13 protein-coding genes are annotated in these 17,925 nt (G+C 70.0%); 7 read left to right on the forward strand and 6 right to left on the reverse strand.

The features are described from left to right. Positions 1 to 50: 50 nt before the first annotated feature. Together ACFWF2_RS01675 and ACFWF2_RS01680 are read left to right on the forward strand one after the other, a co-directional pair. Positions 51 to 1,022, forward strand: a complete 972-nt coding sequence (locus tag ACFWF2_RS01675) for an SDR family NAD(P)-dependent oxidoreductase (RefSeq protein ID WP_379303510.1) — start codon at positions 51 to 53, stop codon at positions 1,020 to 1,022. Positions 1,023 to 1,144: 122 nt separating this feature from the next. Further along, on the forward strand, positions 1,145 to 2,362 hold the full coding sequence (locus ACFWF2_RS01680; protein ID WP_379303512.1) for a TIR domain-containing protein: 1,218 nt from the start codon (positions 1,145 to 1,147) through the stop codon (positions 2,360 to 2,362). On the opposite strand, the gene ACFWF2_RS01685 is transcribed toward ACFWF2_RS01680, so the two are convergent. The 4 genes from ACFWF2_RS01685 to ACFWF2_RS01700 form a co-directional block, all read right to left on the reverse strand. Beyond that, positions 2,363 to 3,256 (reverse strand): DUF4231 domain-containing protein, encoded by an 894-nt coding sequence (locus ACFWF2_RS01685; protein ID WP_379303514.1) that lies wholly within the window; start codon positions 3,254 to 3,256, stop codon positions 2,363 to 2,365. It abuts the gene before it with no gap. A gap of 113 nt (positions 3,257 to 3,369) precedes the next feature. After that, the gene (locus ACFWF2_RS01690; RefSeq protein WP_379303516.1) at positions 3,370 to 4,329 is read right to left on the reverse strand and encodes a sucrase ferredoxin; all 960 of its coding nucleotides are present in this window, start codon (positions 4,327 to 4,329) and stop codon (positions 3,370 to 3,372) included. A gap of 196 nt (positions 4,330 to 4,525) precedes the next feature. After that, a complete protein-coding gene (locus ACFWF2_RS01695) occupies positions 4,526 to 6,097 on the reverse strand; it encodes a DNA polymerase Y family protein (protein WP_379303518.1) in 1,572 nt (523 codons plus the stop codon). Between the two features lie 196 nt (positions 6,098 to 6,293). Then, entirely contained in the window at positions 6,294 to 7,043 is a 750-nt protein-coding gene (locus ACFWF2_RS01700; RefSeq protein WP_379303520.1) for a hypothetical protein, read from the reverse strand. Positions 7,044 to 7,254: 211 nt separating this feature from the next. Here ACFWF2_RS01700 and ACFWF2_RS01705 point away from each other — a divergent pair, with 211 nt between their 5' ends. Beyond that, positions 7,255 to 8,388 (forward strand): serine/threonine-protein kinase, encoded by a 1,134-nt coding sequence (locus tag ACFWF2_RS01705; protein ID WP_379303522.1) that lies wholly within the window; start codon positions 7,255 to 7,257, stop codon positions 8,386 to 8,388. 60 nt (positions 8,389 to 8,448) lie between these two features. Here the strand turns inward: ACFWF2_RS01705 and ACFWF2_RS01710 are convergent, their stop codons facing one another. Further along, positions 8,449 to 9,090: a response regulator gene (locus ACFWF2_RS01710; RefSeq protein WP_379303524.1), complete on the reverse strand. Its 642-nt coding sequence runs from the start codon at positions 9,088 to 9,090 to the stop codon at positions 8,449 to 8,451. A gap of 85 nt (positions 9,091 to 9,175) precedes the next feature. Beyond that, positions 9,176 to 10,564 carry a PspC domain-containing protein gene (locus tag ACFWF2_RS01715; RefSeq protein WP_379303645.1) on the reverse strand — a complete coding sequence of 463 codons (1,389 nt, stop codon included), beginning with the start codon at positions 10,562 to 10,564 and terminating at the stop codon, positions 9,176 to 9,178. Positions 10,565 to 11,359: 795 nt separating this feature from the next. Here ACFWF2_RS01715 and ACFWF2_RS01720 point away from each other — a divergent pair. The 4 genes from ACFWF2_RS01720 (at position 11,360) to ACFWF2_RS01735 (ending at position 17,880) form a co-directional block, all read left to right on the forward strand. Next, a complete protein-coding gene (locus tag ACFWF2_RS01720; protein WP_379303526.1) occupies positions 11,360 to 11,989 on the forward strand; it encodes an MspA family porin in 630 nt (209 codons plus the stop codon). An 84-nt stretch (positions 11,990 to 12,073) separates the two neighbouring features. Further along, positions 12,074 to 15,856, forward strand: a complete 3,783-nt coding sequence (locus ACFWF2_RS01725) for a hypothetical protein (protein ID WP_379303528.1) — start codon at positions 12,074 to 12,076, stop codon at positions 15,854 to 15,856. A 139-nt stretch (positions 15,857 to 15,995) separates the two neighbouring features. Continuing rightward, positions 15,996 to 17,675, forward strand: coding sequence for a PspC domain-containing protein (locus ACFWF2_RS01730; RefSeq protein WP_379303530.1), 1,680 nt, complete (start codon positions 15,996 to 15,998; stop codon positions 17,673 to 17,675). Continuing rightward, entirely contained in the window at positions 17,668 to 17,880 is a 213-nt protein-coding gene (locus tag ACFWF2_RS01735; RefSeq protein WP_379303532.1) for a hypothetical protein, read from the forward strand. The genes ACFWF2_RS01730 and ACFWF2_RS01735 overlap by 8 nt, the downstream gene beginning before the upstream one ends. The last annotated feature ends 45 nt before the right edge of the window (positions 17,881 to 17,925 follow it).

The raw sequence follows: 17,925 nt of genomic DNA on the forward strand, positions 1-17,925 counted from the left end.
GGAACTTACTTTGGAGTAAGTTCGAGGGAACGAGCTGCAAAGGAGCAGTGATGTCACAGGTTTCTCCCGGTGCACAGGGTCGTCGCGGTCGGCGACGGATCGATCTGACCGGCAGTCATGTCGTGATCACGGGCGCGTCGTCCGGGATCGGGCGCGCCGCCGCGCTGGCGGTCGCCGACAAGGGCGCCGTCCTGTTCCTCCTCGCCCGCCGCGGTGACGAACTGGCCGCCGTGGTCACCGAGATCACCGACGCGGGCGGGCAGGCCTACGGCTATCAGTGCGATGTCACCGACGCCGAATCCGTCGAGTCGACCGTCAAGGCGATCCTCGATCAGCACGGTCACGTGGACATGCTGGTGAACAACGCGGGCCGCTCCATCCGCCGCGCCATCCACCGCTCCACCGACCGCATCCACGACTTCGAACGCACCATGGCGGTCAACTACTTCGGTGCGCTGCGGATGACGCTCGCCCTGCTGCCGCAGATGCGCGAACGCGGCTTCGGCCACATCGTCAACATCTCCAGCGCCGGCGTCCAGGTCGCCACCCCGCGCTTCTCCGCCTACCTCGCCAGCAAGGCGGCCCTGGACAAGTTCGCCGAGGTAGCCGCCATCGAAACCCTCGCCGACGGCGTCACTTTCACCACCATCCACATGCCGTTGGTGCGCACCCCGATGATCGCCCCCAGCGGCGACCAGGGCCCCGCCGAGTCACCGGAATGGGCCGCGGCCACCATCGTCCGCGCCCTCACCGAACGCCCCAAGCGCATCGACGTCCCCCTCGGCACCTTCGCCGAATACGGCGCCTTGTTCACCCCCAAACTCCACGCCCGCCTCATGCACCGCTACTACCGCGCACTCCCGGATTCCCCCGCGGCCAAAGGCGAATCGGCCGACCCCGCCGAAGAGTCCACGAAACCCCCACTCCCCCACCGTGAACCGAAGCCGAAGTCGCCCGCCCGCAAAGCCACCGGCAACGCCCTCCGCCGCGCCGCCCGCTGGGTACCTGGCACGCACTGGTGACCAGAGCGAACCCACGGTACGGCTGACAGGGGGTAGCGCCTGAGGAATAATCGCATCAGCCGTTCGTGCGTCATCGTCGACCACACGGGTGAGATCCGGTTGCCTGGAAAGTATCCGAGGGTATGGAACGCTATCGAATCTTCATCAGCTACCGACGGGACGATACGCAGCACTTCGTCAGTCGGCTGCGCGCGACCTTCAGCAAGGAACTCCCGGACGACCTGGCGTTCTTCGACCGGGATTCGATCGACGGGGGTGTTCCGTTCCGGGAGGCGATCACCCGGGCCATCGCCGGGTCGTCGGTGGTGGTCGTGGTCATCGCCTCGGAGTGGCTCAGCCCACGCAACAGAAGCCGATTGCAGGCACCCGACGACCCGGTGCGCGAGGAGATCGAGACCGCACTGCGCCTCGGCAAGACGGTTCTCCCCTTGCTCGTCGACGATGCCAGACTGCCGCAGGCGAACGAACTGCCGCCGAGCATGCGGGAACTGCTCGAGAAGAACGCTGCCAGAATACGATCCGACGTCTACGACGACGACGCGGATCGGCTGGTACGCATCGTCGACGGGCTCATCGCTCAATCGGTGCCCGATCGCCAGGTCAGTAGCGGTGTCGTCTTTCCCGATACCGGCGAGAACGCCAGTACGCATCTGAACCTGATGATCGCAGGCATCGTGATTCCGCTCTTCGTCTGGTTCGTGTTCCGGGTGCACGGCGAGCTGCGCGAGCTGCTGTCCGTGCTGTTCGGCGGATCGGTGATCGCCGGGTATTTCTATGTTCGCAGCCGAGGCGACCAGCTGGTGATCGACGTCAGCGGCATCGAGATCCGCCGGGTCGGCATCATTCACCGCTTCCCCTGGAGCGAAATCGACAGACTCGACACGCATTCCACGAAGAAGAACGTATTCCTCGTCGCCCGCCGCGCCGGTGACCGGCTGCAGGAGAAATACGGTCGGGCCGACAGGTGGCCACGATGGGACACTGCGTCCGGGCATTTGATCATTTGTGATCTGAAGGTCGAAGCGAGCCGTAACACAGGCGGAAAAGACGGTGGATCGATCACCTTCACCACCGACCGATACTCCGGTGGCACCGATTCGCGGGTGCTGGACGCGGCCAAACGATACAAACCCATCGGTGGATTCGGCGGCCTTCGTCCGCCCGGGGAGATGATCCCGAGAGAGGTGGAACAACACCCCTGGATCGGTGTCGCGGCGGCTGTCGTGCTGGCCGTTGTGGTGACGCTGGTCGCCCTGTCTGTCGCTCGCTCGACGGATACTCCGTCATCCTCCAACCGGATATTCGGTGCGACGTCGTTCGAGATCTCCAGCGACCTCTGACTACAGCCGGTGTCGCGTCGCGAGCCAGACCACGTGCTCGCGGCTGATCGCCTCCTCGGCGTCGTCGACCTCCCGGCTCCACGCATCCTCCGAATCCGCGAGGAGTAGCTTCGTCTCGGCACTCGACAGATCGGTGCAGGCCGCCGAATACGCGCGGGCGAGCGAGTCGTGCTGCTTCGCCTCGGTCCAGGCGACCGCGGCTCCGGCGATCATCGCCAGCGCGGGGCCGAGCATCAGGCTGCTCTGCACCACGGCGGTGGCCAAGGACGCTGTGGCACCGGTGAATTCCAGGCCGAACAGCGCCATCCGCCATTGGTTCGACCGTCGTTTGTTGTATCGCGATTTCGCCGCGTACCACTGCTGCTGATCGTGAACTCGCGCTTCGAGGTAGGTTCGCCTGCGGTCGTCCAGCGATGTCGAGCGCTGCTCCCGCATCCACTCCGACACCTGCGAAGCGGCGACCGGCGACAGTTCCAGATCGGAGAACTGACCGCTGAGCCCGCGAAGCTTCTCGACGAGCCCGAGCGTCGCCTCGTTGACCGGCATCGCGATCGGGAAGGGCAGCCCGCCGACGGCGTACTTCCAGGCCAGCGTCTTCGCCGACTCGGCGACGGCGCGACCGTCGTACCACGCCTTGTCCGGTCGGTGCCGCCACAGCGAGGACTCCTCGATGATCGCGCCGACGAAAGCCAGCATCCCGACCAGCCCCATGACATCGAGGCGCCCGTTGCCCACCCGCCACGTGACGATCCCGGCGGCAGCGGCGACCACGAGAAACAGCAGCCGGCGACGAACACCGCCGACATAGGCACGTTGCCCCTCGCGCGAGGCGGCATCGGATGCCTGGAAGAGCTGCGGCATCGATGAGTCGGAAACCCTTGCAGGAGCTGCCATTACCCCATCATCCCCCACATTCGCCGGTCGCGCCGCAACACGTGACCACTGCCCGGAAGTCACCTGTCGATCGACCACCGCCCACAACGCGGACTGCTAGGCGTCGCCGGGGTTCACGACCTCGCCGTCAGCCCGCCGGATCGTTCGGCCAGGTCGGCAGGTAGGGCCGGGAGTTGTTCCACCGCAGCCGGTTCCAGGTAGGTGGCGGGCTTGGGGGCGGCGCCGCAGCTCGCCTGGCGTGGGGCGGCGGCGACGGTGCGGGCGGTGACGCGCCAGCGGCGGCCGTCGCGGTGGGTGACGATGGCGGCGCCCGCGAGGGCCGGGGCGTCGGTGGGGGCCGGGTCGGGGACGACGGTGAGGGCGTCGCCGGGTACCGGCGGGAGCTGTTCACGGACAGCGACTTCGGCGAGCTGGGCGATCGGGTCGTAGCAGCTGCGCCCGCGCAGGCCGGTCAGCGAGACGGCGTCGGTGTCGGCGGCGGCGAGCAGGGCCTCGGCGGCGGCGGAGTCGACGCGGCCGTAGGTGAGGCCGGACGGGAGCAGGACCACGGCGGGGGCGAAGCGGTGGCCGCCGGTGTGCGAGGCCTCCCAGACGCGGCCGGGGTTGGCGGCGGCCAGCGCGGCGGCGATGGGGCGGCCGAGCAGGGCGCAGCACTGGTCGCGTTTGCCGTGCGCGCAGACCAGGACCAGCGGATCGTCCACGCGCACACCGATTCCCGGTGGTGGGCCGTCGACGAGGTGCAGGTCGATGTCGAAGAGCTGGCGCAGGTCGGTGATCTCGAAGCGCTCGCACCAGGAGCCCTCGGGACGCGAGCTGACCAGCAGGACGGTGCGGGTGCCGCTGAACTCGTTGCGGCCGGGGCGGCGGATCAGTGTCGGGCGGACCTTTGCCGCCGAGGTGCGCGCGGCCAGTTCGGCGGTGATCTCCGGGCCGAGCACCTCGTCGCCGATCACGTCACGACCCCAGGCGCCAGGGTGCTCGATGCACAACCAGCCGGTGATGTGGGTCGCGGTGCCGGGCAGTGGGAGGTCGGCCGCGGCAGCCGAGCACAGCATGCCATCGAACGGATTCATGACGCTCCCTCCGGGTCGATCCGTCCGGCCGATCCGGAACAGGCGTCGTTTCACTGTAGAACCGGCGCGGGGTTCGGTGGTGAAGCGCCCTGCGACCTGGCTGTGAGCTGGGGCTTCGGCGGGCAGACCGGCACGCTGCCGGAGTGTCGGCGGCCCACATCGCGGATTCGTCCCGCCACCGCGCGTGCTGCCTGCCTCATTCGTAGACGCCCTCCGCATGCCAGGCAGCGGCGTCGTAGACGAGCAGGACGGCCCTGATCTCGGTCGGTTCGGCGTCGAGCTGGACCTGGGCACGGGCCGCGGGACCCGCCTGTTCGGCGGCGGCCCACCAGCGCTCGTCCACCGGCCACGGGCCCGCCCAGCCGAGCAGCGCCCACTGCCTGCGGCCCCAGTGCAGGCGGACCGGGTCGGCGGTGAACAGGCCGCGGTCGGTGACCTCGACCGCGGTGCCGTCTGCGGCGGTCAGGTGCACGGTGGGGCGGTGCAGGAGCAGCAGGGTCGGCGCCGGTTCGGGGAGCCTGCCCGGCCAGGGCTGGGACGGGTCGGCGGCCGGGGTGAGCTCGTCGCCGAGGGCGATCATGGTGATGCGTTCGGCCGGACCGCGGCCGCCGCTGAGCACCCCGACGCGCACCGCCTCGCCACCGAGCAGACCCTGCACCCGGACCAGCGCGCGGCGGGCGCGTTCGGTCTCCTCGCCCTCCCCGCCCCACAGCCCGAGCTGCAGCGCGCCTGCGGCGACCACCTCGACCGGCTCCAGGCGCAGCGCGACGATCGGGGCGGTCGGCCGGTCGCGGTGGGTGAGCCAGCCGTCGAGTTGCCAGCGGATGCGGTCGGCGGTGTCGGGTGGGGTGAGCGGGCGGGCGCAGCGCCAGATGCGGGAGAGCTCCTCCCCCGCCTCCGTGCGCGCGGTGACGGCGAGGCGGGTACAGGCGACACCGGCGGCGGTGAGGGCGGTGTGCAACCGGGTCGCGAGGGTGCGGCCAGCGAACGCGGCGGCGTCGACGCGATCGATCGGCGGATCGCAGTCGAGCTCGACGCTCAGTTCCGGCGGTGGTTGCCGCGCCGACGGCGGACGCTCCGGCAGTGCCCGGGCGAGGCGATGGGCCAGAACCGCGTCGGCGCCGAAGCGGGAGGCGACGTCGGCGGGGGTGAGCCGGGCGAAGTCACCGACGCGGCGTAATCCCAAGCGGTGCAACAGGTCGACCAGCTCGGCGCGTTCCGGTGGGGCAAGGGCCGGTTCGGCGGCCAGCTCGGCCACCGGCAGCGGCGCCAGGTAGCGGGCGCCCTCGTCCACCGGCACGATCGCGGCGCGGCGGGCGGCGAGCACCGCGGTCGACATGGCGTCGGCGATGCCGATCTGCGCCTCGGCGCCCGCCACCGCCACGGCATCGATGAGCTGCACGGCGGCCGCTTCCTCGGAACCGAAAAATCGTGTGGCGCCGCGTGCTCCGAGGACAAGGAGTCCTGGGCGTAGTACTTCGACACCGGGCACCGTCGCATCCACGGCACCGGCGACCGGTTCGAACAGGCGCGCATCGCGGTCCGGATCATGCTGGGCGACAATCAGTTCGGGGCAGCGTGATTGCGCTTCCCTGCGGGTCACGCCTTCTCGCACACCCTCGGCTCTGGCGATCGCCGAGCACGACACCACCCGATTTCCGTGCAGCACCGCCACGGGACGATCCGCGGGCACCCCGGCCGCCGCTGCCGCCGCCACCGCGGGCCAGTCGGGGCACAGCAGTGCCAGGACACGCTCTCCGCGTGTCATCGCCGACCACCGGCATGGATTCGAACACCATCGACTGACGTCACCGCTGACATGCGGTCAGGCGCCGAGCGAACGGTGCCGAGCTGCGCGCCCCTGATACACAATGCGATCAGGCGAGCCTGCATCCGAGTGCCCGCCGTGGGCGGCAGCGTGGGGCAGGCGATCGGCGCCTGACCGGATGGCCACCGCCGGGCGGTCACGACACGGCCTCCCTGAGGTCGACCACCTCGCGGGTCTCCGCTTCGCGCGCAAGCCATTCGGTACGACCGGCCTGGGCGCACAGGTCGATGCGGCCGTGTCGGGGTGGGCCAGCCTTGGCGCTGACGCGCACGTCCAGGCAGACCGAACGCAGCCGACCGCGGCCCGCGCCGAGTCCGCGGTAGCCGGTGACGCGAGTGTCCAGGCGCAGCGACGGATTGGTCCAGGTGCCACCCGCGACGACCAGGGTGGCGCCGCGGTTGCGGGCGCGGGCGGCGAGGACCCGGCAGCGTGCGGGCGGGACGGCGAGGCCGCCGAGGCCGAGGACCACCAGGTCGAGCCCGTCGAGCAGAACGGCGGCCACTTCGGCCGGATCGGGGCCTGGGTCGGCGATCACCGCCAGCCGGGACAGCTGGGCGCCCATCTCGGCGGCGGCCAGCAAACCAAGCCGGGGCAGGCCGACCACCGCGGCGTGACCGCCGTCGCCGGTCACCGCGGCGAGCAGACCCGAGAGCATCGAGTGCGCGCCGGAGTAGGCGACCACGGCGCCTTTGGGCAGTCCGCCGTCGGGCAGCAGTTCGGCCAGCGGTCCAGGCACCGGCAGCAGATCGCGACGTAGTGGCTGCTCATGCGGCATGTGACCGGTGGCGGACTCGCCGCGTCCCGGCACCGACGCCATCCGACGGCGCAAGTCGTCGAGCGTGCGCTCACGGGCCGCCACCTCGGGCGACAACGCATCCGAACCCATCAACACCACCTACTTCCACGATGGACCCGCGAGCGGAGAACCGCCCAGCGCTGGAACGGCAGCACCGTTTCAGCTATCGATCGTATTCGAATATACGTTCGATGGCGACCAGGGTGGCACCCACCCCCTTCCCGTGTCCACAGCGGGGCCCCTTATACCCGCGCGCCGTGATACCGGCCAGTCATCGGCATATTCGACTACCCTCGCACCCGTGACCGAACGTGCTCGTCCCCATATCGGCCCCGACTACCTCGTCGCGGGCCGCTACCGCCTGCAGTCGAAATTGGGCGGCGGTGGCATGGGTGCGGTCTGGCTCGCGACGGACCGGCTGCTGAACCGGGAAGTCGCGATCAAGCAGGTGCTCTCCACGGCAGGCCTCAGCGAGGCCGAGGCCGAGCGAATCCGCAGCAGCATCGTGCACGAGGGCCGGGTGGCGGCCAAGCTGTCGCACGAGCACGCGATCGCCGTCTACGACGTGGTGATCGAGGCGGGCGAACCCTGGCTCGTCATGGAGTACTTACCCTCGCGCAGCGTGGCCAAGGCGCTCGCGCTGGTCGACACGCTGCCCGCGGTCGAGGTCGCCCAGATCGGCGCGCAGGTGGCCGACGCGCTCGCCGCCGCGCATGCCGCGGGCATCGTGCACCGCGACATCAAGCCGGGCAATATCCTCGTCGCCGATCGCGGTCCCGATCTCGGCAAGGCCAAGCTCAGCGACTTCGGCATCTCCCGCGGCGCGGGTGACACCCATGGCGACGACCCCGAGGGCACCATCACCGGCACCCCCGCCTACCTGCCGCCCGAGGTGGCCCGCGGCGCCAAGCCGACCGAGGCCAGCGACGTGTTCTCCCTAGGCGCGACGCTCTACACCGCGCTCGAGGGCCAGCCGCCGTTCGGTTTCGACGAGGACGAGAACGACGTCGTCACCAGGGCCGCGATGGGCCGGATCATTCCGCCGACCCGCTGCGGCATCCTCACCCAGCCGCTGCTGCACATGCTCGAGCCTGCGCCGCAGCGCCGCCCGACGATGGCCCAGGCCCGCGACGAGATCCTCACCGCGGCTTTCGGGCCGGGCACCGCCGCCTACATCCTCGGTGTTCCACTGCGCACCGAGGACGGCACCATTCCCTCCTGGGCGGCCCGCAACTCCGCCAGCGGCCTGCGCAGCCCCCACTCCGCACCGCTGCCGCGCCCCCAGCGCGCACCGCTGTCCGCCCCGCCCGCGCCGCAGCAACAGCGCAGCGGCAGCTTCGTGGACAACCTGCCCAACGGCGCACCGCTGGCCATCGGCGCTGGTGTGCTGATCGGGCTGGTCATCCTGATCGCGCTCATCATCGCGGTGATGTAAGACCAACCCAGCCACACCCGACCCGACCCCGAGGGGATCGGCGGTTCAAGCGCGCGGCGCTCATTCGATACGACGGCGATGGGCCCAACGGGTCAGCGCGTTGCGATTCGACTGCTGGGTCTTGCGGAGCACGTTGGACGCGTGGGTTTCCACCGTCTTCACCGAGATGAACAGGGTTTCGGCGATCTCGCGGTAGGTGTAGCCGCGGGCCAGCAGGCGCAGGACCTCGAGTTCGCGCGGGGTCAGCGAGTCCAGCTCGGGGTCGAGCGGCGGCTCGGGGACCGGGGAGCGGCCGGTGAACGAGTCGAGGACGAAACCGGCCAGGCGAGGGCTGAATACGGCGTCACCACCGGCGACCCGGCGGATGCCGTCGGCCAGTTCGGCGCCGGAGATGGTCTTGGTGACATACCCGCGCGCGCCCGCCCTGATCACCGCGATCACGTCCTCGGCGGCATCGGACACACTCAGCGCCAGGCACACCGGGCCCTCGGCGATCCCGGTCAGCACCGCGACACCGCCGCCGTCGGGCATGTGCACATCCAGCAGCACCACATCGGGGCGCGCGGCATCGATCCCGGCGATCGCCTCGGCCACCGCACCCGCCTCGCCGACGACTTCCATGTCGGTCTCGCGGCTCAGCTCGGCACGCACCCCCGACCGGAACACCGCGTGATCGTCGACAAGAAACACCCGAACACTCACTGACAGCTCTCCTCATCCCACCCGTGCGATCGACTCGCTCATCGGTACCACAGTTCTCGCGCGGGTTCGCGCGTCGTCACCGCGCTCAGCGCTGCCCTGGCTCGTTGTCGCGCGCTCCTCGACGGGCGGGCCGCGGGTCCGGTCCGCCGACGCCATGACCGGTCGGGTCGGTGCGCTCGGCGGTCGCGCCGTCGGCGGGCGTGGTCTCGGCGGGCGTGACCTCGTCGATGCTGCCGGAGTCGGTGCGCGGCATGACGATCCGCACTTCGGTGCCGCGGCCGATCGTGGAGTCGATCTCGGCGGTGCCGCCGCGGCGTTCGATCCTGGCGCGGATGGACTTCGCGAGTCCGCGACGGTCGTCGGCCACCTTCGAGACGTCGAAACCGGCGCCGCGGTCGCGGACGAAGATGCTCACCTGATGCGCCTCGGCCTCGGCGAACAGGTCGATGTCGGGGACGCCTGCGTGCTTGGCCGCGTTGACCAGCGCCTCCCTGCTCGCGCCGAGCAGGGCGGTGAAGTGTTCCTTGGGCAGGCCTGCGCCGGTCTCGCCGGGATCCATGGCGACATCGCCGACCGTCACCGGCGTGACCTTCACGCCGTGCTGGTCCTCCACCTCACCCGCGATGGTGCGCAGTGCCGCGGCCAGGCTGGACTGGGCGGGGGCGGTGTCGTCGAACAGCCATTTGCGCAGTTCGCGTTCCTGGCTGCGGGCCAGGCGCAGCACCTCCTGCGGGTCCTCGGCCTGCCGCTGGATCAGCGCGAGGGTCTGCAGCACCGAATCGTGCAGGTGCGAGGCGATCTCCTCGCGTTCCTCGTTGCGGATGCGGGCGCCACGCTCGGCATTGAGCGCGCGGACCATGCGCAGCCACAGCGGCACCGTCAGCAGACCGGCGCCGATCAGCGTGACCGCGACCGCGATCAGCGCCGAGCCGAGCGAACTCAGATCGATCCTGGCCAGCACGACCACGCCGAGGCCGACCACGATCAGCGTCGCCCCGGCCACGATCCGCGACCAGGTGACCACCGACGGTCGCGCGGGCAGCCCGAACAGCGCGCGCGGACCCGGCGCGGCGACGTCGTACTCGCGCCAGACCAGCGCGGCGCCGACCGCGATCACGACGATCGGGGCGATCACCCTTGCCGCGGTGCCCTGAAACAGCCACGACACCGTTACCGCCAGACCGAGGCCGAGCAGGGCCAGTCCGATCGCCTGCCTGCGCTCGTCGCCGGTGGGCTTCGCCGCGTCGCTGCCTGCCGGGGTGAAGATCCACAGCAGTCCGTAGGCCACCAGACCAGCGCCTAGCAGCGCGGACAGCAGCACGAACGCCATCCGCACCTTGAACACATCGACGCCGAGATGATCGGCCAGACCACCCGCGACCCCACCGACCACCCGGCCACCGGTCCGGCGAACCAGGCGCGGGGTCTCCGGCATCGGTGCACCGACCGGCTCCGGACCCGGCGCGGGCAACATCCCGGGCCGGTAGCCGCGCGGAACGCCGTACCCCATCGGCGCAGCGGCACCCGGATACGGCCCGTACGCCTGGGCGCCGCGATACGGAGGCTGCGGAAGATACGGCGGCGGCGTCCCGTAGACGGCACGGCCATTGCCGAGCGCGCGCGCTACGAAACGCTGCGGACCCCTCGGCCGGTGCCCACCGCGCGGATCCGCCGCGGCGCCGGGCCCACTCGCACCGCCGAACGGCGCGGCATTGCCGAGCGGCCGGTTTCCACCGTTCGGTGCGAGATGCCGGTTGGGCATGACGCCCTGGTTGCGCACGACGTAACCGTCGGGCGTCGCGACCCCGTTGGGCGGGGCATAACCGTTGGGTGGTGCCCCCGAACCGCTCCCGTTCGACGAGCCGAGGCCGTTCGAGTTCCCGGCGGTGGCGCCGGACCCCGGTGGGGTGGCGGGCCCCTGGGCGGGGTCGCGGGTGGGAACAGACGGATCCATCCTTCGATACTGGCACGCATGACCCGGTGCCGACATCAGGAAAGTCCCTGATGTCGGCCCCGAAGTGCACGATTCGCCGCCGACCTGGGGTGTGATGTGTCCGGTCCGGACGGAAAGCACGCTCCACCAGGGCATTCGCCGACCTCATCGATCGGCCGAACCGGCGTGCCGCGGCGCCGGACCGGATAACCGGTCACAGCACTCTCACCTGCGATTGTCAGCTCTTCGGCAAGGTGATCATCAGCTCGCGCCAAGGGCGAGTTCCTACGTTGATGTCGAGCCGGAATTCACGGCCTCACTTCAGGGGAGGAAACAGTGAACATCACCACCACCATGCTGGCTGCCACCGCTGTCGCACTGACCACCGTCGGGATCACCCCCGGCGCGTCGGCGACACCGATGGCCCCGCACGAGACGACCTATCACGGGCCCGCCGGCTTCGAGCTGACCCTCGGCCACACCGATCAGTCCTACCGCCAGGTGCCCGCGCTCAACGCGATGCCGACCAACCGCGAGGTGTTCCTCGACAACACCGCGTACGGCACGGCGCCGGCCGGGGCGACCGGGACACTCGAGTCGGGCTATCTCGTCGCCTGCGCGGTGGACGTGACGCTGTCGGTCGGGCTGGACGGCGGGATCTCGGTCGGCGCGGGGGCCACCATCGGGTTCGGCTCGTCGGGGCCGGATGCGTCCGCCGATATCGGTCCGTCGATCTCGGCGGGGATGGACCTGAGCCTGTCGCTGGCGCCCGGCGAGATCAAGAAGATCGATGTCGGGAGCATGCCGCTGAGCTCGGGCACCACCTACCTGGTGAACCGCGACTTCCATCTGATGGTCGGCAACTGCGGCGGGCCACTCAACATCTACTCCTGGGCGACCGTCACCGCGACCACACCGGAGGTGAGCGCGACCAACTCGGTCTTCGGGGACACCATGTTCCTCTGACGCGGATCGGGACCCGGCCTCGCGCCGGGTCCCGATCGACCAAATAGCATTCCCCTCGGTCGTTTTCATCGAACGGGGGGTTCCTTGACCATCACCGAGCCGGAAAGCTCCTCGCCGCGTGCGATTTTCGCGCAGCGATTCGCCGAACTCTATGCTGCGGCAGGCAATCCGACCCTGCGCCGGGTCGCCACGGCTACCGAGCGGCGCATGCGAAATACCCAGGCGGGCACGCCGTCACCCCAGCGCATCAGCGACTGGAAGGCCGGTCGCAATGTGCCTGCCCGCTTCGAATCGCTGCTGCCGGTGGTGCTGACCCTGATCGACCTGACCGCGAAGGCACAGCGTGAACTCCCCCGCAGACTCGCCGATCCGCACGAATGGCGCCGCCTGTGGCAGGAATCGGTGACCTGGACCGCGACGGCGGGCGAGGGCGACACCTGCCCCTACCCCGGCCTGCGCGCCTTCCGCGCCGAGGAACGCTCCCTGTTCTTCGGCCGGGAACAGGCCACCACCGAATTCGTCGACCTGGTCCGCGCCACCACCGGCATCGTGGTGCTGATCGGCGCGTCGGGCGCGGGCAAGTCCTCGCTGCTGGCCGCGGGCCTGCGCCCGGCCCTCGACCTGCCCACCGCCACCATGACACCAGGCGCGACGCCGACCACCGCCCTCGCCGCCGCACTCACCGACGACCTCCGGGTCCTGATCGTCGACCAGTTCGAGGAACTGTTCACCCTCTGCCCCGACGAGGCCGAACGCTCGACCTTCCTCACCACGCTCGCCGACCTGACCACCCGCCCGCACGATCCACTCACCGTGGTCCTGGCACTACGCGCCGACTTCTACGAACGCTGTCTGCACCACCCGGTCCTGCGGGACAGCCTGCGGCACAACAACTACCTGCTCGGCCCGATGTCGCCCGACGAGTTGTCGCACGCGATCACCGGACCGTCGGCGGCCGCCGGACTCACCCTCGAACAGGGCCTGGAAGAACTGGTGCTGACCGAACTGCGCGGACTCGGCGGGCACACCGACGCCGATGCCTACGATCCCGGCACGCTGCCGTTGCTGTCGCACGTGATGGCCGCGACCTGGCAGCAGCGCGAAGGTCGCAAGCTCACCGTCGCCGGTTATCGCAAGGCGGGCGGGGTGGCGGGCTCGGTCGCCGAGACCGCCGAACTGGCCTGGAGCGAGCTCGCCCCGGCCCAGCAGGCCACCGCCCAGGAGATGCTGGGATCGCTGGTCACCGTCGGGCAAGACGCGCGCGACACCCGGCGCATCGTCGACCGCACCGAATTGCTCACGCGCAGCAGCGATCCCGACGCCGCGGCGGAGGCGCTGGAAGTTCTCGCCGCCAGTCGCCTGATCGCGCTCGACGCGGGCTCGGTCCAGTTCTCCCACGAGATCGTGCTGACCGCCTGGCCCCGGCTGCGCGGATGGATCGAGATCGATCGAGTCGGACACCTGGTGCGGCAGCGTCTGGAGAGCGACGCCACCGAATGGGAAACCGCCGCACGCGATCCCGCGCTGCTCTATCGCGGTACGCGGCTCGACAGCGCGCGCGAACACACCCGCGGCACCGCGACCAGCCCACGCGCCCGCGCCTTTCTCGACGCCTCGGGACGGTCGGCCCAGCTGGGACGACGCCGGCGGGCAGGCGCCGCCGCCATCGTGGTCGCGCTGCTGGCCACCGGTGTGGTCGCCTGGGACCGCGGCAAGCTGGCCGATCAGCGCACAGCGGACCGTGACTACGCGGAACTGGTCGCCGCGGCGCAACGGACCCGAACCACCGATCCGTCGCTGTCGGCGCAGTTGTCGCTGGCCGCGTATCGGATGCGGCCCGACCTCTCGACCCGGACTCAGCTGCTGAACACCCAGGAGTTGCCGCTCGCGGTCACCGTGCCCGCCCATGAGCAACCCGTCGAATCGCTGGTCGCCCGACCGTCGGACGGGCTGCTCGTTTCCATTGATCTCGACAACAAGGTCATGCTCTGGGACACCACCGTCCCGCAGCGGCCGGTGCGCATCGAGACCGATTTCGACGCACCGGTCGAAAGCTTGGCGTTTGTCGCCGGTGGTTCGAATGCGGTCACCAATGGGCCAGCGGGCGTTCAGTTCTGGGACTTCGCACATCCGGAGTCACCGCGGCTGCTGCACACGCTCACCACCGGCCGACGGGAGTCGATCGCGGTCAGCCCGAACGGGACCCAGCTCGCCGAATCGGATGCGTCGTCGGTGACGTTCTGGTCTCTCGCCGACCCGTCCGGCCCCGTGCGGTCGAGGCGCATAGACCTGCCCCGCAGCGGAACCGAGCACGTGGGATCCGCCGTCGAGTTCAGTCCCGACAGCACTCTGCTCGCAGTGGGCCGATCCGCGTACGACCGAGGGGCTTCCGATGTCGTGCAGCTGTGGGACGTCCGCGACCCGGCAGCCGCACGTCTCGTCGGGACAATCCCCGACACCAGCCATCTCCGTGACTTCGAGTTCAGCTCGGACAGCGCGCTCTTGGCGATCGGCACCTTCGGATCGGCCGACACCGCAGGCCCGCTATCGAGCCGCGTGGAGCTTTGGCAGGTCACCGATCCTGGCAATCCCCGCAGGTACGGGTCTCCGTTTCGGGTCGACGACGGCGTTATGCATTCGATCGCCTTCGCCCCGAACAGCTCCGTGCTCGCCACGAGCGCCGGAGACGCGGGCAGATTGTGGAACATCACCGATCGCGTTCAGCCGGAGCAAGCCGCACCCGCGCTGTCGGTGAGCCTGGGCCACTGCCTGCGATCCTTGGTCGCGTCCTGCGAGAACGGGCCGCGATCGCTGATTTTCCTTCCAGACAGACCGTTACTGGCCGGAGCTGGCAACGATGGAACGTTGCGCATCTGGTCGATCCCGCGATCGCTGGTCGCGACAGCCCAGCACTCCTCGTACCTGCCCGTTTTCGACCGAACAGGCGACCGGATGGCCGTGCTGTCCAGCAATGGGGCCGTGACGGTCTGGGACACCGCCGAACCCCGCAACCCGGTCCGGCGAGCGACGATCCCCGGTTCGCCCGGTCGTTCTCAACCCGCGCTGAGTCCCGACGGACGCACGCTGTCGATCCACGACCGCTACGGCGCACAGCGGCTCGTCTTCGACCTCGACGATCCCGGCAACCCGCGCCCCCCTGCCCCCGTGGCCCGCCATCGGCACTATGTCGTCGACAGTCGAGGGCAATCGGATGCTGGTGGGCGACGGTTCCTCGATCCAGATGTGGGACATCACCGACCGGACAACGCCGGTTCGTCTGGGCGCACCGATCACCACGACGTTCGGCGAGGTCTTCCTGGGCCGGTTCCACGCCGACGGCGACAAGCTGGAGACCGTATCCTTCGATCCGGACGACCGCCGGCGGCCGTACATGCGCGAGATCTGGAGCATCAGCGACCCCGACAATCCGAGTGTGATCGGCGAGATCGGCAACAATGCCTCGGCCATCTTCCAGCCCTCGCTTTTCCTACCCGACAATCGGACCATGATCGTGACGGAGTTCGACAACCTCCGGCTGTGGGACATCGAAGGCCCCGAGACGATCGGACCGCTCGCCGACACACTCCGCACCGAAATGGCACCGATCGTCGCGCTGTCCACGTCGGTGGACTCCCACAGTCTCGCTATCTCGAGCGACGACGGAACAACCGCGCTCTGGTATCTCGACGACCCACGCGCGCCCCGCAAGGGCGCCGGGCCGCTGGGGCCTGCCGACGGGCTCAACCGCCACGTTGTCCTGCATCCCGCCGGCGAACAGCTCATGATCGTCACCGACAACGGCCAGCTCGGCGTCTGGGATCTGGACCCCGAACTGGTCGCCGAACGGATCTGCGCGGCCACCGGTGACGCGCTCACCGAACCCGTCTGGCGACGCCAGGTGCCCAACGTCTCCTATCGCCCGCCCTGCGCCTGACCGGGGAACCCGGGCAAACCTCAGGGTTCACCCCGATGTGCGAAAGGGCTGGTCCGGCACACCATGGATGGCATGAGCAGAGCGAGCTTCGGTGACCAAATCCAGCAGATGTGGCACACGCGGCCCGTCCGGCTGCCGCGGCAGGGGCCGATCGCCGGTGTCGCCGCTGGGTTCGGGCTGCGGTACGGGGTCGATCCGGTGCTGCTGCGGGTGGCGTTCGTCGTGTCGACCATTTTCGGTGGCGCCGGCATCGTGCTGTACCTGCTGGCGTGGCTGATCCTGAGTTCGGCGGGGAACGAGGTGTCGGCGGCCGAGGCGCTGACCGAGCACGCGCGCGGCACGCACTCGCAGACCAAGACGATCGTGCTGATCGTGGCGCTGGCGATCGCGGTGTCGACCATGGGTCCGATGGGGCTCGGGCTCGGCGGGTCGGGCGTGGTGAGTATGGGCCTGATGCTCGCGGGCTGGTGGATGCTCTACATCCGGCACCCCGAACTGCCGACCGGTTTCGACACCGTCCGCGCCGGGTCGCTCGGCACGGGGAGCTATCCGGCCGCCACCGGCTATCCGACCGGCGTACCGGTCCGCGGCTACCCGTACATCCCGGACGTGCCGCCGACCGGGATGTACACGCCCTACACCAAGCTGCCCGACGCCTACGTCCCCGATCCGGCGACGACCGTGTTCCCCCGCGAGGAAAACCGCACGGACGCAGCGGAATCCACCCCGCTGCTCCGGGTCGACGCGGCCGAGACGGTCGTCCTGCACAAGGACGCCACGGCTGCCCCGGTCACCGAGGAGCCCGCATCCGCCCCGTTCACTCCCGCAGCGGAATCCACACCGATGCGGGCCGTCGCGCCGAGCGACACCTCGACCGATCTCGTACGCCCGGTGGACGATTCGAGCGAATCCGGCTCGGCTATCGACCTCGGTAAGCGCGACGCCGAATCATCCGAGCTCGTCGCCGCACCGGCCGAGGACGAGCCCACGCCGCCCACCGGACCCGACGGCCGCACCGAGGTCCTGCGCAAAGACCTCGCCCAGCCCGCACCGGGATTCCCCCGCATCGGCGCGCAGGTCCCCGCCGGTGTCGACCCGCTCGCCATCGCACCCCTCGCCTGGGAACTCCCCGAGATGGCGCCCCGCTACGTCGTGGCGCCACCACCGCCGCCGAAACGACCACGCTCCCGGCTCACCCCGGTCACCATCGGCCTGGCGATCCTGGCGGCAGCGGTGGCGGGTGCGGCGGCGGCCTCGGGTGTGGAATGGATGACCCCCGCGCGGATCGCGGCCTTCGCCCTGGCGGTCGTCGGCCTCGGACTCATCGCGGGCGCCTTCCTGCGGCGCGGTTACGGACTGCTGGTGCTCACCGCACCGCTGGCCGGGTTCGTGCTGCTGGCCTCGCTGATCGGCCCGATCGACTTCGAGAACAACGGCGCCGTCGGCGACCGTGTCTGGGCGCCGACCTCGGTGTCGGAGCTGCAGCCCCGCTACGCCCTCGACATCGGTTCCGGCACGCTGGATCTGCGTGGCCTGAATCTCACCGAGTCCCGCAGCGTGGAGGTCGCGGTGAACATCGGTGACGCGAAAGTGCACCTGCCCGAAGGGATGACAGTGAACACGACATGTGACATCCGCGTGGCCGACTCGACCTGCGTGGAAGGACTGAGCGGGCCGGGCACCCCCGGCGCACCGGTCCTCGATCTGCACATCAAGATGCACCTCGGTGATGTGGAGGTGACCCGTGGCTGATCAGACCAGCGTCGACACGCAGCGCCGACCCGCGTTCTCCCTGCTCTGCACCGGCCTGATCGCGCTCGCCCTGAGCGTGTGGGCCCTGCTGGGCGCACCCACTCCCGAGGGCGGCGGCATCCTGCCGATCGGCTGGGGCGTGGTGATCACGGCGATCGTCATCGGCCTGCTGCTGACCTTCTCCCCGCGTCGCAAACGACACTGACGAAAGACAACCGGACAACCGAGACACGACAATGGCCCGTCTCCG

Origin of the sequence: Nocardia sp. NPDC060259 (assembly GCF_042728775.1) — a bacterium.
Taxonomy (GTDB): Bacteria; Actinomycetota; Actinomycetes; order Mycobacteriales; family Mycobacteriaceae; genus Nocardia.

Bases quoted from the DNA above. Each gene is read 5' to 3' on its own strand.
- ACFWF2_RS01675 (WP_379303510.1), top strand. From the start codon at position 51: ATGTCACAGGTTTCTCCCGGTGCACAGGGTCGTCGCGGTCGGCGACGG.
- ACFWF2_RS01680 (WP_379303512.1), top strand. From the start codon at position 1,145: ATGGAACGCTATCGAATCTTCATCAGCTACCGACGGGACGATACGCAG.
- ACFWF2_RS01685 (WP_379303514.1), bottom strand. From the start codon at position 3,256: ATGGCAGCTCCTGCAAGGGTTTCCGACTCATCGATGCCGCAGCTCTTC.
- ACFWF2_RS01690 (WP_379303516.1), bottom strand. From the start codon at position 4,329: ATGAATCCGTTCGATGGCATGCTGTGCTCGGCTGCCGCGGCCGACCTC.
- ACFWF2_RS01695 (WP_379303518.1), bottom strand. From the start codon at position 6,097: ATGACACGCGGAGAGCGTGTCCTGGCACTGCTGTGCCCCGACTGGCCC.
- ACFWF2_RS01700 (WP_379303520.1), bottom strand. From the start codon at position 7,043: ATGGGTTCGGATGCGTTGTCGCCCGAGGTGGCGGCCCGTGAGCGCACG.
- ACFWF2_RS01715 (WP_379303645.1), bottom strand. From the start codon at position 10,564: ATGTTGCCCGCGCCGGGTCCGGAGCCGGTCGGTGCACCGATGCCGGAG.
- ACFWF2_RS01730 (WP_379303530.1), top strand. From the start codon at position 15,996: ATGAGCAGAGCGAGCTTCGGTGACCAAATCCAGCAGATGTGGCACACG.